This window comes from Prauserella endophytica, assembly GCF_005146945.1.
In the GTDB taxonomy this organism is placed as follows: domain Bacteria; phylum Actinomycetota; class Actinomycetes; order Mycobacteriales; family Pseudonocardiaceae; genus Prauserella_A; species Prauserella_A endophytica.
Genome location: NZ_SWMS01000016.1, coordinates 36,888 through 51,080, shown reverse-complemented (window position 1 = coordinate 51,080; position 14,193 = coordinate 36,888). Strand labels below are relative to the sequence as shown.

At 71.2% G+C, this 14,193-nt stretch carries 14 protein-coding genes; 3 read left to right on the top strand and 11 right to left on the bottom strand.

The window, feature by feature from the left end:
* On the bottom strand, positions 1-1,518 hold a 1,518-nt coding region (ctaD, locus tag FCN18_RS25570), incomplete at its 3' end, for an aa3-type cytochrome oxidase subunit I (RefSeq protein ID WP_228714123.1).
* Between the two features lie 126 nt (positions 1,519-1,644).
* Here ctaD and FCN18_RS25565 point away from each other — a divergent pair.
* A complete protein-coding gene (locus FCN18_RS25565; RefSeq protein WP_137096303.1) occupies positions 1,645-2,490 on the top strand; it encodes a phosphotransferase family protein in 846 nt (281 codons plus the stop codon).
* Here FCN18_RS25565 and FCN18_RS25560 read toward each other — a convergent pair.
* Positions 2,478-3,236: an alpha/beta fold hydrolase gene (locus FCN18_RS25560; RefSeq protein ID WP_137096302.1), complete on the bottom strand. Its 759-nt coding sequence runs from the start codon at positions 3,234-3,236 to the stop codon at positions 2,478-2,480. The genes FCN18_RS25565 and FCN18_RS25560 overlap by 13 nt on opposite strands.
* Positions 3,237-3,274: 38 nt before the next feature.
* Here FCN18_RS25560 and FCN18_RS25555 point away from each other — a divergent pair, with 38 nt between their 5' ends.
* Positions 3,275-3,787, top strand: a complete 513-nt coding sequence (locus tag FCN18_RS25555; RefSeq protein WP_137096301.1) for a GNAT family N-acetyltransferase — start codon at positions 3,275-3,277, stop codon at positions 3,785-3,787.
* A gap of 389 nt (positions 3,788-4,176) precedes the next feature.
* Here FCN18_RS25555 and FCN18_RS25550 read toward each other — a convergent pair whose 3' ends face one another.
* Together FCN18_RS25550 and FCN18_RS25545 are read right to left on the bottom strand one after the other, a co-directional pair.
* Positions 4,177-4,464 (bottom strand): hypothetical protein, encoded by a 288-nt coding sequence (locus FCN18_RS25550; protein WP_112271197.1) that lies wholly within the window; start codon positions 4,462-4,464, stop codon positions 4,177-4,179.
* Between the two features lie 204 nt (positions 4,465-4,668).
* Positions 4,669-5,802, bottom strand: a complete 1,134-nt coding sequence (locus FCN18_RS25545; RefSeq protein ID WP_137096300.1) for an alkaline phosphatase family protein — start codon at positions 5,800-5,802, stop codon at positions 4,669-4,671.
* A 45-nt stretch (positions 5,803-5,847) separates the two neighbouring features.
* On the opposite strand from FCN18_RS25545, the gene FCN18_RS25540 reads away from it, so the two are divergent.
* Positions 5,848-6,060: an FmdB family zinc ribbon protein gene (locus tag FCN18_RS25540; protein WP_112271344.1), complete on the top strand. Its 213-nt coding sequence runs from the start codon at positions 5,848-5,850 to the stop codon at positions 6,058-6,060.
* A 4-nt stretch (positions 6,061-6,064) separates the two neighbouring features.
* Here the strand turns inward: FCN18_RS25540 and FCN18_RS25535 are convergent, their stop codons facing one another.
* The 7 genes from FCN18_RS25535 to FCN18_RS25500 all read right to left on the bottom strand — a co-directional run bounded on the left by FCN18_RS25535 (position 6,065) and on the right by FCN18_RS25500 (position 14,178).
* Positions 6,065-7,843 carry a 3-hydroxyacyl-CoA dehydrogenase family protein gene (locus tag FCN18_RS25535; protein WP_137096299.1) on the bottom strand — a complete coding sequence of 593 codons (1,779 nt, stop codon included), beginning with the start codon at positions 7,841-7,843 and terminating at the stop codon, positions 6,065-6,067.
* Positions 7,844-8,443: 600 nt separating this feature from the next.
* Positions 8,444-9,121: a dihydroxyacetone kinase phosphoryl donor subunit DhaM gene (dhaM, locus tag FCN18_RS25530; RefSeq protein WP_112271193.1), complete on the bottom strand. Its 678-nt coding sequence runs from the start codon at positions 9,119-9,121 to the stop codon at positions 8,444-8,446.
* Positions 9,118-9,741 (bottom strand): dihydroxyacetone kinase subunit DhaL, encoded by a 624-nt coding sequence (dhaL, locus tag FCN18_RS25525; RefSeq protein WP_112271192.1) that lies wholly within the window; start codon positions 9,739-9,741, stop codon positions 9,118-9,120. Before dhaL ends, dhaM begins: the two co-directional genes overlap by 4 nt.
* A complete protein-coding gene (gene dhaK / locus FCN18_RS25520) occupies positions 9,741-10,742 on the bottom strand; it encodes a dihydroxyacetone kinase subunit DhaK (protein WP_112271191.1) in 1,002 nt (333 codons plus the stop codon). The genes dhaL and dhaK overlap by 1 nt, the downstream gene beginning before the upstream one ends.
* Positions 10,743-10,833: 91 nt before the next feature.
* Positions 10,834-11,826, bottom strand: coding sequence for a hypothetical protein (locus FCN18_RS25515; protein WP_137096298.1), 993 nt, complete (start codon positions 11,824-11,826; stop codon positions 10,834-10,836).
* 366 nt (positions 11,827-12,192) lie between these two features.
* Positions 12,193-12,465, bottom strand: a complete 273-nt coding sequence (locus FCN18_RS25505) for a hypothetical protein (protein ID WP_137096297.1) — start codon at positions 12,463-12,465, stop codon at positions 12,193-12,195.
* 12 nt (positions 12,466-12,477) lie between these two features.
* On the bottom strand, positions 12,478-14,178 hold the full coding sequence (locus FCN18_RS25500) for a sodium:solute symporter family protein (RefSeq protein WP_137096296.1): 1,701 nt from the start codon (positions 14,176-14,178) through the stop codon (positions 12,478-12,480).
* Between the last annotated feature and the right edge of the window lie 15 nt (positions 14,179-14,193).

The window sequence follows — 14,193 nt, the reverse complement described above, 5'->3', positions numbered from 1 at the left end:
GTCGTCCACGGTCACGACCTCGCCGTAGCGGTAGCTCTTGAAGACGTTCCAGATGAACGGCAGCGTCGAGGCACCGAGGAGGTAGGCGCCGATCGTGGAGATCGTGTTGAGCGTGGTGAAGCCGTCGGTCACGAGGTAGTCGGCGTACCGGCGCGGCATGCCCTCGGCACCCAGCCAGTGCTGGACGAGGAACGTGGCGTGGAAGCCGATGAACGTGGTCCAGAAGTGGAGCTTGCCCAGCGGCTCGTCCATCATCCGGCCAGTGATCTTCGGGAACCAGAAGTAGATGCCGGCGAACGTGGCGAACACGATCGTGCCGTAGAGCACGTAGTGGAAGTGCGCCACCACGAAGTAGCTGTCCGAAACGTGGAAGTCGATGGCGGGCGCGGCCAGCAGGATGCCGGTGAGACCACCGAAGAGGAACGTCACGATGAAGCCGACCGAGAACAGCATCGGCGTCTCGAAGGACAGCTGCCCCTTCCACATCGTGCCGATCCAGTTGAAGAACTTCACACCGGTCGGCACCGCGATGAGGAACGTCATGAAGGCGAAGAAGGGAAGCAGCACCGCGCCGGTGGCGTACATGTGGTGCGCCCACACCGCCACGGAAAGGGCCGCGATACCGAGTGTCGCCCAGACCAGGCCCTTGTAGCCGAAGATCGGCTTGCGGCTGAAGACCGGGAAGATCTCCGACACGATGCCGAAGAACGGCAGCGCGACGATGTACACCTCGGGGTGGCCGAAGAACCAGAACAGGTGCTGCCACAGGATCACGCCGCCGGTGGCTGGGTCGAACACGTGGGCACCGATGTGCCGGTCGGCCAGCAGGCCCATGAGCGCGGCGGTGAGGATCGGGAACGCCAGCAGGATCAGGATGCTCGTGACCAGGATGTTCCAGGTGAAGATCGGCATCCGGTACATCGTCATGCCGGGCGCGCGCAGGCACACGATCGTCGTGATCATGTTGACGGCGCCGAGGATGGTGCCGAGACCGGAGACGATCAGCCCGGTGATCCAGAGGTCGGCTCCCGCTCCGGGTGAGTGGATCGCGTCGGAGAGCGGCGTGTAGGCGAACCAGCCGAAGTCGGCGGCGCCACCCGGCGTGAGGAAGCCGGAGATCACGATGAGCCCGCCGAAGAGGTACAGCCAGTACGAGAACGCGTTCAGCCTCGGGAACGCCACGTCGGGCGAGCCGATCTGCAGCGGCAGCACGAAGTTGGCGAAGCCGAAGAGGATCGGCGTCGCGTACAGCAGCAGCATCACCGTGCCGTGCATGGTGAACAGCTGGTTGTACTGCTCCTGCGAGAGGAACTGCTGCCCTGGCCTCGCGAGCTCGGTGCGGATCAGCATGGCCATCGCGCCGCCCACCATGAAGAAGGCGAACGACGTGACCAGGTACATGATGCCGATCTGCTTGTGGTCCGTCGTGCGGAACAACCGCAGCAGGTACGAACCCTTCGCCGACTCGTGCGCCGGGTATGGACGCGTCGCGATCGGCTTGGGGGCTACGGCCGTCACTCCTGCCTCCTGCTCTCGAACCCCGTGATCCTTGCTCCTCAGCCATGGGCGGGGGACCCACGTTGGCTAGGGGGATCGTAGCCCGGAGCGTTTCCGGGCCTGCCAGCCGCCTGCAAAGATCGGCTCGTGCGGGATCCGTACGTCACCCGGGCGGTGGCCGTCGCCGTCGAGGCGGCCCGCGAGCACGGCCTGCCCGCGGGTGAGCCCGTCGTGCTCGCTGATCGCTCGAATGTGCTGGTGAGGCTGGGGCACGTGGTCTCGAGGGTGCCCGCGACGACCCTGCTGACCCGGCCCGGCATCGCCGACTGGCTCGCGCGCGATGTGCGGCTGGCCACATTCCTCTCCGGGCTCGGCGCGCCGGTCGTCCCGCCGACCACCGACGCTCCGCCCGGCCCTCACCTGGTCAAAGGCCTGCCCGTCACTTTCTGGCGTTATGTCCGTCACGATCCCGCGCAGGTGCCGGCTCCCGCGGACGTCGCGGCGTCGCTCGCGCAGGTCCACGAGGCCCTGCGCGGCTACCCCGGCGAGCTGCCGTCGGACGGGCCCGCCGCCGAGCTGCGCCGCATGTTCGGCCTGCTCGCCGACGAACTCGGCGACGCGTTGCCCGCGCTGCGCACCCGCCTCGGCGAGGTCGCCGAGGCGATCGCCCGCGCGCCTGGGCCCGTGCAGCCGCTGCACGGCGACGCCCACCCCGGCAACCTGCTCGTCACCGACGAGGGCCCGCTGTGGACCGACTTCGAGGACACCTGGCGCGGTCCGCTCGCGTGGGACCTCGCGGTGCTGGCGCGGACGTCGCTGATCGACGGCGCGGCCGCGCTCGCCGCCTATCCTGGCCGTCCGGACCCTGCGGGGCTGACGCCGTTCGCCGAGCTGCGGCGGCTCTTCGGGGTCTGCTGGCGGTTCGTGGTGGCCCGGCGCTTCCCGCACCGGCTCGCCGAGGCCCGCGAGGCGCTGGCCGCCTACCTGGCCTGACCGGGCAGCCAGTCCAGGATCGCCGTGGCGACGCCCTCGGGAGCCTCCAGCGGCGTCAGGTGTCCCGCGCCGGGCAGGACGACGAGCTTGCCGTCCGGGGCCGCCTCGGCCATCTCCCTGGCCGCCTCGGGCGGGGTCACGGCGTCGTGCTCGCCGACCACGACGAGCGTGGGCACGCCCGCCTCGCGCAGCGCCTGGGTGGAGTCGGGGCGCGCCGCCATCGCCCGCTGCGCCCACGCCACGCCCTCGGGCGGCTGCGCGTCGATCAGCTCGCGCACGGTGGCGACGACCTCGGGCCGGGACGAGCGCGTGTCCTCGGAGAGCAGGTTCGGCAACATCGCGTCGGCGAGCCAGCCCGCCGTGCCCTCGCTCTCGGCGCGCTCGGCCGCGGTCAGCCGGTTGGCCCTCGCCTCGTCGGTGTCGGCGGTCGCCTTGGTGTCGACAAGCACGAGCCCGCCGACCCGCTCCGGCGCGGCGCGCAGCACGGCGAGCGTCACGTAGCCGCCCATCGAGCAGCCGCCCAGCACCACGCGCTCCAGTTCGAGCCTGTCGAGCAGCGCCAGCACGTCGCGGGCGGCGTCGTCGAGACTGGGCTCCCGGTCCGATTCGGGCAGCGGCGTCCGGCCGAGTCCTCGCTGGTCGGGCGTGATCACGCGGGTCCGCGCGGCCAAGGGCTCGCGGACGGCGTTCCACATCCGGGCGTCGACGGGATAGGCGTGCAGGAGCACGAGCGGGAGATCTGCCATTCCCGGATTCTGTCGGAGGTGGCGGCTAGCTTCAGTGCATGGCTACCGAGCTGGGCGAGACCCGGACGGAGCGGCTAGTGCTTCGCCGCTTCCGTGAGGCCGACCTGCCCTCGGTCGTCGAGATCCAGTCCGACCCGGCGACCCATCCGCACGACGCCTTCCCCGCCACCGCCGAGCACGCCCGCGCGCTGGTCACGGGCTGGCGGCGGCACTGGACCGAGCACGGGTTCGGCTACGTCGCGGTGGTGGAAGCCGGGTCCGGTCGCGTCATCGGCGTCGGCGGGGTGCAGGCAAGGGACCTCGATGGCGAGCCGGTGCTGAACCTGTACTACCGGTTCCGCCCGGAGGCGTGGGGCAAGGGCTACGCGTTGGAGATGGCGAACGCGGTGGTCGGCTGGGCGAGCCGGGCGGTGCCGGAGCGGCCGGTGGTGATCGTCACCAACGTCGGCAACGTGGCCGCGCAGCGCATCGCCCACAAGCTCGGGTTCGCCGAGTACAAGGAGGACTACTACGAGGGGGTGCCCGCCAAGTTCTACCGCAGCCGGCCGTGAGGGCCGACAACTTCATATCGACGGGTGTTCTCAGCGCCTGCGGGCAGGCCGCCGCTTGGTGGTGCGTCCGGGCTCCCCGGGGCGCGCGCTCCGGGCCCGGGTGTGCTCGGGCCCCGCGGGTGGGCCGCCGCTTGCGGATGCGGCTGCACCGTCGACACGCCTGCTCCCGCGGATGCGCTCAAGCTCTGCGGTGCGCTCACCGCCTGCGGGCAGGCCGCCGCTTGGTGGTGCGCCCGCCGCTTGGTGGTGCGCCCAGGCCCTGCGGTGCGCCCGGGCCCGCGGTGTGCTCGGGCACCGCGGGTGGGCCGCCGCTTGCGGATGCGGCAGCGCCCATTGGTGCGCCTGCTCGCGCTCAGCGCCTGCGGGTGGGCTCAGGCTCTGCGGTGCGCTCAGCGCCTGCGGGTGGGCCTGCGCCGTTGGCGCGCCTGCCAGCACGCGCGGTGCCAGTGCCGCCGGTCGGCGACCGACCCGGTCTCGTCGGCGGGCCAGGCCACGACGTGGGGGACGCCTGGCCGGATCTCGTGGTCGCAGCCCGGGCATCGGTAGGTCTTGGTCGCCTGCGAGCCGGGCACGGTGCGCACGAGCCAGTCGCCGTCGTCCGCCGCCTCCGACTGAGCCCAGCCGGTGGCGACGCCGAGTGTGCGCGCGTCTCGCCGCTGGCGGTTCCGTCGGGGCATGACCGCCACGGTATCGGGTGCTCGGCGACGGTCACCGGCCCGGAGGAAGGCCGGGCCGGTGCACGGTCGACGGTGGACGGTGGCCGGCTGCGCGGACCGTCCTCACCGAGGCCCACGCCGGCGAGCCGCTCGGTCAGCTCGCCATGCGACGGGGCCCTCCGCGCGAACGTCGCCGCACGGCGGGGCACGCACCGGGAAGGGGCTTCACCCGAACGCGAGTGCCAGCGGCACGAGCTGTTCGGCGCTGGTGAACGAGCCGTGCTGGCCGACGAGCGCCGATTCGAGGGGTTCCGTCGTCCGGCGCAGCAGGCCCGAGCGGCCGCGGGCCGCGGCGACGACGTCGCCGATGCGCGGGCGCACTTGGTCGGCCACGCGCGGGCCGAACCAGCCCTGCTCGATCGCCTGTTCGCGCTCGACGACCCACGCCCGGTCGCCGAGGAGCTCGCGCCAGGTGGCGAGCACGTCGGCCGTGGCGCCGTTCTCCGTGTGCACGTGGCGGGCGCGGACCTCACCCGCCAGCGCGCGGACGCCGTCACCAAGCGCGGGTACCGCGTCGAGGTCGAGCACCGTCTCGTCGAGCCGCACCATGCCGTGGTCGGCGACGACGGCGAGCACCGACCCGGCGGGCAGTCCATCCACAATGGATTCGACGAGGCGGTCGACCTGTGCCAGCTGCATCCGCCAGGCGGGCGTGCCGGGGCCGTACAGGTGGCCGAGCATGTCGAGCTCGCTGTGGTAGGCGTAGCAGAACGCGCGCTCGGGACGCAGCGCGTCCAGTGTCGCGGCCGCCAGGTCGCCGAGCGCGTGCACGCCGACGTACCGGCCGCCGCGCAGGACGGCCTTCGTCAGCGCGGTGCCGGCGAACTTCGCCGACGACACCACGCTCGTGGCGAGCCCGGCCGCCGCCGCGCGGTCGAACGTCGTCGGCATCGGCTGCACCTGCTCGGCGGACAGCTCCCCGCTCAGGTCACCGCCCTCCGGGTGGCGGCACCAGCGCAGCGCGTTGAGCACCCCGACGCCCGGCACCTCGAAGGTGTACCCCGCCATGCCGTGTTCGCCCGAGGCGACACCGGTGCCGATCGCGGCCAGCCCGGCAACGGTGGTGGCCGGGTAGCCGACGCGCAGCGGGGCGCGCCGCAGCTCGGTGAGCACGGGCGCGTCTCCGGCGTGGGCGTCGAGCAGTTCCCAGCCGAGGCCGTCGATCAGCAGTACGCATGCGCGCGAGACCGGCGGCAGGTCCAGCGAGCCCGCGAACCCGGGCACGCCCAGCGCGGCGAGCAGCGACGGCGTCACCCGGCTCAAGTGCGGGGTGTCGTGTTCGATGACCGGAAGATCCACCGGTCCAGCTTCCCACCACGGGTGCTCGCGGCGATAATCGTGCGCATGCCGACCTACGCCTACCGCTGCCGGGAATGCACCTCGACCTTCGAGCTGAACCGGCCGATGAGCGAGTCCAGCTCGCCGGCGAGCTGCCCCGAGGGGCACGACGACACGGTGAAGCTGCTCACCACGGTGGCGCTCACCGGCTCGGCGAGCGCGCCTGTGCCCGCCGGAGGCGGAGGCGGCTGCTGCGGTGGCGCCTGCGGCTGCGGCTGAGAACTCACGTGTAGTCCCGGAATCCCTTGCCGGTCTTGCGGCCGAGCCTGCCTGCGGTCACCAAATGCTCCAGCAGCGGTGCCGGGGCGAAGCCTGCCTCCCGGAACTCGTTGTACAGCGTGCGCTGGATGGCCAGCGACACGTCCAGCCCCACCACGTCGAGCAGCTCGAAGGGCCCCATCGGCAGCCCGCAGCCGACCTTCATCGCGGTGTCGATGTCGTCGGCCTCGGCGTAGTGCGCCTCCAGCATCCGCACCGCGTCGTTGAGGTACGGGAAGAGCAGCGCGTTCACGATGAAGCCGGCGCGGTCGCCGCAGTGCACGGGATGCTTGCCCAGGTCGGCGCACACCGCGTGGGCCGTGGCCACCACGTCCGGTGCCGTCGCGATCGTGCTCACCACCTCGACGAGCTTCATCACCGGCGCCGGGTTGAAGAAGTGCATGCCGACGACGTCACTCTGCCGCGAGGTGGCAGCCGCGCACGCCACCACCGGCAGCGACGACGTGGTGGTCGCCAGCACCGCGCCGGGCCTGGCCACCTCGTCCAGCGCCGCGAACACCGCCTGCTTGACGGACAGCTGCTCCGCGACGGCCTCGACCACCAGGTCTGCGCGCGCCAGCTCCGCGAACTCCACCGCGGGCGTGATCCGCGCGAGCGCGGCCTCGGCGTCGGCCTCGGTGAGCCTGCCCTTGACCACGGCCCTGTCGAGGGATTTGCGCACCCGGCCGATCGACACCTGCGCCTTCTCCTCGCTGCGCGCCCGGAGCACGACGTCGTAGCCGCGCTTGGCGAACACCTCGGCGATGCCCGTGGCCATCGTTCCCGTGCCGATCACGGCGACCGTCCGCACCGGCCGGACGTCCGGCTGGCCCGCTGTGGACGCCACGGGCGTCGCGCCGTCCGGGACGACCGTGGGCGAGTCCGGCTCGTCGTAGGCGTAGAAGCCGCGCCCGGTCTTCCTGCCGAGCAGCCCCGCGGTGATCATCTGCTTGAGCAGCGGCGCCGGAGCGTGCAGCCGGTTGCGCGACTGGTGGTACATCGTGTCGAGGATCTCGTAGGCGGTGTCGAGACCGATCAGGTCGAGCAGCGCGAGCGGGCCCATCGGGTAGCCGCAGCCGTACCGCATCGCCGCGTCGAGGTCCTCGCGCGTGGCGTAGCGCTGCTCGTACATCTCGACGGCGTGGTTGAGGTAGCCGAAGAGCAGCGCGTTGGCGATGAACCCGGCGCGGTCGCCGATCACCACGGGTGTCTTGCCGAGCCGCTGCGCGAACGCGACGACGTCGGCCACCACGTCCGGCTCGGTGACCACCGTGCGCACGACCTCGATGAGCTTCAGCACCGGCGCCGGGTTGAAGAAGTGCATCCCGACGACCTTGCCGGGCCGCGAGGTGTGCACGCCGATCTCGGTGACCGACAGCGAGGAGGTGTTGGACGCCAGGATCGTGTCCGGGCGGGTGATCTTGTCCAGCTGTGCGAACACGTCGGCCTTCAGCTCCAGGCTCTCCGGGATCGCCTCGATCACCAGGTCCGCCTCGGCCAGGTCGGTCAGCGACGTGGTGCAGCGGACGCGCTCCAGCAGCTGCCCGCGCCCCTGCTCGTCGAGCTTGCCCCGCGCGAGCGCGCGGTCGGTGGAGTGTTCGAGGTGCCCACGGCCCCTGGCCAGGCTCGCGTCGTCGACCTCGACGGCGATCACCGAGAGGCCGCTCCTGGCCAGTACCTCCGCGATGCCCGAGCCCATCGTGCCGAGGCCGACGACTCCCACGGTCGAGAACTCACGTGCCACGGCCGCCTCCACGAGGGTTACCGATGAGTAAGAGTTCCGATGGTCCCACGCCGTCGATCGGGAAGCAGTACGGAATCGAATCAGGCCGGGGCGGCTTCGGCCACGCCGTGTTCGCGAGCGCACGCGCCACATCGCACGGCCGCCTGCCCGCACGAACACCGCCGCGACCTCGCGCTGCCGTCTGAGTAACGGGTGCTACCTCGGCCAGACCGGCTCGGCCGGCTCCTGTGCCCTGGCGCAGCCGTCCCCGACGCCGGGCAACGGCCCGTACGGGACGCGAGCTCCAGGGTGTCGCACTCGCTGCAGGGGAGCCGATCGTCTCGCGGACGCCACGTGCGGGGAGCCCCCGGCTCCTCGAACCGCTGCCCGGTGAGACCGCTCGAGAAGCGCGGGTCCGCATTCTCGGCACCGGTGAACGTCCGCCGTCCCGGCGACGGCTGCACCGTGGTTCCCGACGTGCACGCCAAGAACGTCGCAGGACGTGAACCCCGGCACCGGAGTCTCGACGTTCGCGTCCACCTCGGTCAGCGAGCGCTCGGCGAGCAGTCCCGCGGTAGTCGATCGTGTCGAAGGCCTGCCGGATGACGCACAACTGCGCCGTTACTCGTCGAAGTTCCGTTCGGCGAGCGCCTCGATCCGCCGGATGGCCTCGCCCGCCTGGGGTCCGGTGGCGCTGACGTCGATCGTGTCGTCCTTGCGCGCCGAGAGGGACATGAGCGCGAGCACGCTGTGCCCGTCCGCCTCGTCGTCGCCAAGCCGGATCCGCACGTCCGCGTCGAGCCCGGCGATGCTGCGCACCAGGAGCGCTGCGGGCCGAGCGTGCAGGCCGACCTCGTTGTGCAAGGTCAGTCGCGTGGTCTGCGGGGCACCGGCCTCGGGGGCGAGGCCGGTTTCGACGGCGGGCGGCGCTCCCGCCGACGCCGCGGCCTCGGCGACGGCGGCGCGATCGGCACCACCCTGCGCGGCGACCGAGGCAGCCACGGCACCCTCCACGAGCGGGGCGTCGACGACCACGGCCGACCCCGGATCGGCCAGGCTCTCCACGGCCAGCTCGGCGGTCATCTGCGCGCTGCCGAGGTCGTAGAGAAGCACCACCCCGGCCCCGGAGTCCGCACGTTGCACGGCGGCGACCACTGAGTCGTAGTCGGTGCCGACCCCGCCGTCGGGCAGGCCACCGGCGGCGAGCACCGTCACGTCGGGCGCCATCTGCGCCGCCAGCTCCACCACGCCCTCGGCCAGCCGCGCACTGTGCGACACGACCACGAGACCGACCCTCATCGCACCGCCTCGGCGAAGGCCCGCAACAGCAGCGCGGTCGAGCGGGCGCCGGGATCGAGGTGCCCGACACTGCGCTCGCCGAGGTAGGACGCCCTGCCCTTGCGCGCGACGAGTGGCACCGTGGACTGCGCGCCCTGGTCGGCGGCGTCCGCCGCGGCCGCCAGTAACCCGGCTATCCCGTTGTTCTCGCTGGCCTCCGCAGCCGCGGCGGCGGGGCTCAGCGCGTCGACCATCGTCGCGTCGCCGACGTCGGCCTTGCCGCGCGCCACCACCCCGGCGAGCGCGGCCTGCAGCGCCGCGACCACCGAGGCCGCGTCCAGTTCGGACTTGTCGCCCAGCGTCGTCGCGGCACGCAGGAAAGCCGTGCCGTACAACGGACCCGCGGCACCGCCGACCTTGGAGATCAGCGTGGTTGCCGCGAGCTTGAGCACGCCACCCGGCGTCTCCGGAACCGCCGTGTCCAACGTGGACACGACGGCGGTGAAGCCGCGGTTCAGGTTCTCGCCGTGGTCGGAGTCACCGATCGGCCGGTCGAGGTCGGTCAGCTCCACCCTGTGCTCGGCGATCGTGGCGGCCCCTGCCCGCAGTAGGGCCGCGACGGCAGCTGCATCGCAGCCCATCACATCCCCCACCGCAACGCCGGTGTGTTGACCGGTGCGTCCCACAGTTCGGTGAGCTGGTCGTCCATTCGCAACAGTGTCACGCTGATCCCCTGCATCTCCAGGCTCGTGATGTACGGCCCCACCAGTCTGCGCGTCACCCGGATGCCACGCTCGGCGAGCAGGCGCTCCGCGATGCCGTGGGCGAGGTAGAGCTCGATGAGCGGGGTGGCCCCCATGGAGTTGGTGAACAGCAGCACCTCGTCGCCGTCGCCGAAGGGCACGTCCTCGACCACGGCCGAGATCATGCGCTCCACCAGCGAGTCGGCAGGCTCCGCCTTGATGCGTTCCCTGCCCGGCTCGCCGTGGATGCCGATGCCGAACTCGATCTCGTCGCCGGCCAGGTCGAAGCTCGGCTCGCCGACGTGCGGCACGGTGGGCGCCGTCAGCGCGACGCCGATCGAGCGCACCTGGCCGATCACCTTGCGCGCCAACGCCTCCACGTCGTCGAGGCTGTCCCCGCGCTCGGCGGCGGCGCCGGTGAGCTTCTCCAGTAGCACCGTGCCGCCGACCCCGCGCCTGCCCGCGGTGAACGTGGAGTCGGCCACGGCGACGTCGTCGTCGATCACGACGCTGCGCACGTCGAGCTCCTCCGCCGAGGCCAGCTCGGCCGCGGTCTCGAAGTTGAGCACGTCGCCGGTGTAGTTCTTGACGATCAAGAGCGCACCGGCCTCACCGGTGGTCGCCGAGATGGCGGCCTGCACCGCGTCCGGCGTCGGCGAGGTGAACACGGCGCCGGGAACGGCGGCATGCAGCATCCCGGGACCGACGAACCCCCCATGCAGCGGCTCGTGCCCCGAGCCGCCGCCGGAGATGACCGCGACCTTGCCGCTCACGGGCGCGTCGGCACGCACAACGTGGTCGGGGTCGTAGCCGACGCGGAGCAGATCGGCATGCGCGGCGGCGAGCCCTCGCAGTGACTCGGTGACCACGGTCGCCGGATCGTTGATGATCTTCTTCATGCGTACCTCCAGCCACGGCTATGTGCGGGTAGCAGGTTCAACCTACTTGCCGGGGGCCGGTTGACGCCAAGTGGCGAAAGACCCGGAAGAGCTAAGCGGTCGGGAGCTTGGGGGCGACGCTCTTGGCGACCTCCAGCGCACGGCTGCAGGCGTCGTCCTTGCTCGCCCCGTCGTTGTAGTCGTAGTAGTCCACGGTCGCCAGCTCGTTCGCTCCGTCCTCGCCGGGGCGGTGCACCCACTCGACGCTGCACTCGGCGGTGTCGGTGCTGCCGGGCTCCTGGATGGCCTTCACCCCGCCGCCGAGGTCGACCTCGGTGCCGCCGTCAGTGGTGTCCGGCGGATAGCCCGCGCGGAACCGCACGCTGATCGTCGGCTCTGCCCCGAAGGAGAGGTCGCACTTGTGCAGGCCCATCGCCATCCGCTTCGGGCTGCCGCCGAGCACCTGAGCGAGCACGGCCTCGTCCGCGCTCGCGCACGGGTCGGCCTCCAGCAGCGAGCCGGCGGGTACGTCGTACTTCGCGGGCTCCGCCCGTAGCGCCCGCACCACCTTCTGCAGAGTCGTGTAGCCGACGTCGCAAGGGTTGCCGCCCTGGTAGCCGGTCTGCACCGTGACCCCGAGCGCTGGCTGCTCCGAGTAGATCGCGGTGCTGTAGCAGGTGACGTCGTCGAGCTTGTTCTCGAGGAACGGCAGGCCCTCGATCGCCCCGGTCGGGTCCACGCCCATCGGCGAGGCGCCGAGGTCGACACCCACCTCGACGGTCTTGCCGCCGGCGTCCTGCACGTCGACCCGGCAGGAGCCCCACTCCGACTCGTACGGCTCGTCCGAGACGGTGCCCAGGTCGCCGATCACGTCGTCGCCCGAGAGCAGCTCGCACGGGTCCACCGAGCGCAGCGCCGAGAGCCCGAAGGCCGGGTCGGTGATCGGCCCGGCAGGCACGCCACCCTGCCCGCTGCCCGCCTCGGCGGTCACCGTGGTGCGCTGGTAGTTCGAGCGGGAGAGGTCCTCACCCGCGCACCCACTCGCGAGTCCGAGAAGGACGATGCCGAGCACGAACACCGGACGCGACGAGACACGATTCAGCACGAGAGCACGTTAGCCGGACGGCGCGCGCTCCGTGCACGGAACCTGGGTTTCCACTCCCCTGCGCGAGTCCCCCGCTCCGGCACGCGAGTCCCGCACTCCAGCACGCGAGTCCCCCACTCCAGCACGCGAGTCCCCCGCCCCGGCACGCGAGTCCCCCACTCCAGCACGCGAGTCCCCCACTCCAGCACACGGGTCCCCCGCCCACGCACGTGAGTCGCGCACTCTCGCTCGTGAATCTTGCGCTCCCAGAGCGGGCAACTCACCGTCCAGAGCGGGCAACTCGCCATCCAGAGCGGGCAACTCGCCATCCAGAGCGGGGGACTCGCCGTCCGGAGCGGGGGACTCGCGGGGACCGCACGCCGGTTCCTACTCCCCGCTCTCCTGCTGCATCGCCTGCCCGTCCTCGGGCACGCGCAGCGGCCGCAGCCAGGTCCAGAGCACGAACAGCCCCGCGAACAGGAGCATCGCGAGGCCCGCCCACAGGTTGATGTTGACGTTCGCGGCCTTGGCGATGTCCTCGTCGGTGGTGAACCCGAGACCGAGCACGGTGAGCACCGCGCCGTAGACGCCGATGAGCAGCGCGATGATCAGCCGGATGTCGAAGACGCCCGCGCGGCGCGAGCGTGACTCGTGTGCCATGGTCCGCTCCTCCTAGAAGATGAAGTTCAGCACGATGGTGATCACCAGCGCGATCCCGGCGAGCAGGCCCGGGTTGCGGTACCAGCCCGCGTCCTCACCCGTCGTCGAGTGCCGCAGGTTCTCCTTGGGGGTCAGCGAGTAGACCAGGCCGACGAGCTGCGGCTCGGGCTTGGGCTGCGTCGCGTAGGTCACCACGACGCTCACCACGACGTCGACCACGAAGGCCGCACCGGCGCCCACGAACGAGGCGCCCTGGCCCGGCAGGTCCCACACCCCGGTCTCGGCGAGCAGGAACACCGTGACCGCCGCCGCGGTGCCGCTGACCAGGCCCGTCCAGCCCGCGGTCGGCGTCATGCGCTTCCAGAACATACCGAGGATGAACGTGGCGAACAGCGGCGCGTTGAAGAACGAGAACAGCTGCTGCAGGTAGTCCATCAGGTTGCTGTAGGTGGACGCGATGAACGCCGTGCCGATCGCGAGCACCGTCGCCGCCGCCGTCACCACGCGGCCGGTGCGCAGGTAGTAGTCGTCTGGCCGGTCCTTCTTGAGGTAGGCCTGCCAGATGTCGTAGGTGAACACCGTGTTGAACGAGCTCAGGTTCGCCGCCATGCCGGCCATGAACGAGGCGAGCAGGCCGGCGATCGCGATGCCGAGCATGCCGTTGGGCAGCAGGTCGCGCATGAGCAGCAGGAGCGCGTCGTTGAACGTCGCCCCGCTCGGCGCGGCGTCACCGTTCAGCAGTGCTTCCTTGTTCTCGCCCGCCAGCTCGGTGACGGTGACGCCCGCGATCATGCCCGGGATGATCACGATGAACGGGATGAGGATCTTCGGGAACGCGCCGATGATCGGGGTGCGCCGCGCGGCCGACATGCTCTTGGACGCCATCGCGCGCTGGACCTCGACGAAGTTCGTGGTCCAGTAACCAAAGGAGAGCACGAAGCCGAGGCCGAAGACGAGGCCCAGCACCGACAGGAAGTTGCTGCCGAAACCGGTGAGCTGGTTGCCGGGCCACGAGTCGAGCTGCTCGGCGCCGCCGGGGCCGCCGCTGATCCTGTCGACGAGGCCTTCCCACCCGCCGACCTTGTAGAGGCCGACGATCGTGAGCGGCAGCAGCGCGGCCACGATCACGAAGAACTGGAGCACCTCGTTGTAGATCGCGGCCGAGAGACCTCCGAGCGCCGTGTAGGACAGCACGATCACGGCGGCGAGGATGATCGACACCCAGATGGGCCAGCCCAGCAGCAGGTTGACCACGCTCGCGAGCAGGAACAGGTTCGCCCCGGCGATCAGGATCTGCGCGAGCGCGAAGCTGATGCCGTTGACGAGGTGCGCGGGCTTGCCGAAGCGGCGCAGCATGAACTCGGGAACGCTGCGCACCTTGGAGCCGTAGTAGAACGGCATCATCACGATGCCGAGGAAGAGCATGGCCGGCACCGCGCCGATCCAGAAGTAGTGCGCGGTCGGCATGCCGTACTGGGCGCCGTTGGCCGACATGCCCATGACCTCGATGGCGCCCAGGTTGGCAGCGATGAACGCGAGCCCGGTCACCCACGCCGGCAGCGACCTGCCGGACAGGAAGAAGTCGAGGCTGGTGGACACCTGCCTTCGCGACAGATAGCCGATTCCGAGGACCAGCAAGAAGTAGAAGGCCAGCAGTAAGTAGTCGATCGCGTTCGCATCGAGCCGCAGATCCGCCTGGGCAAGGACGGTCACCAGCCCACCTCCGGA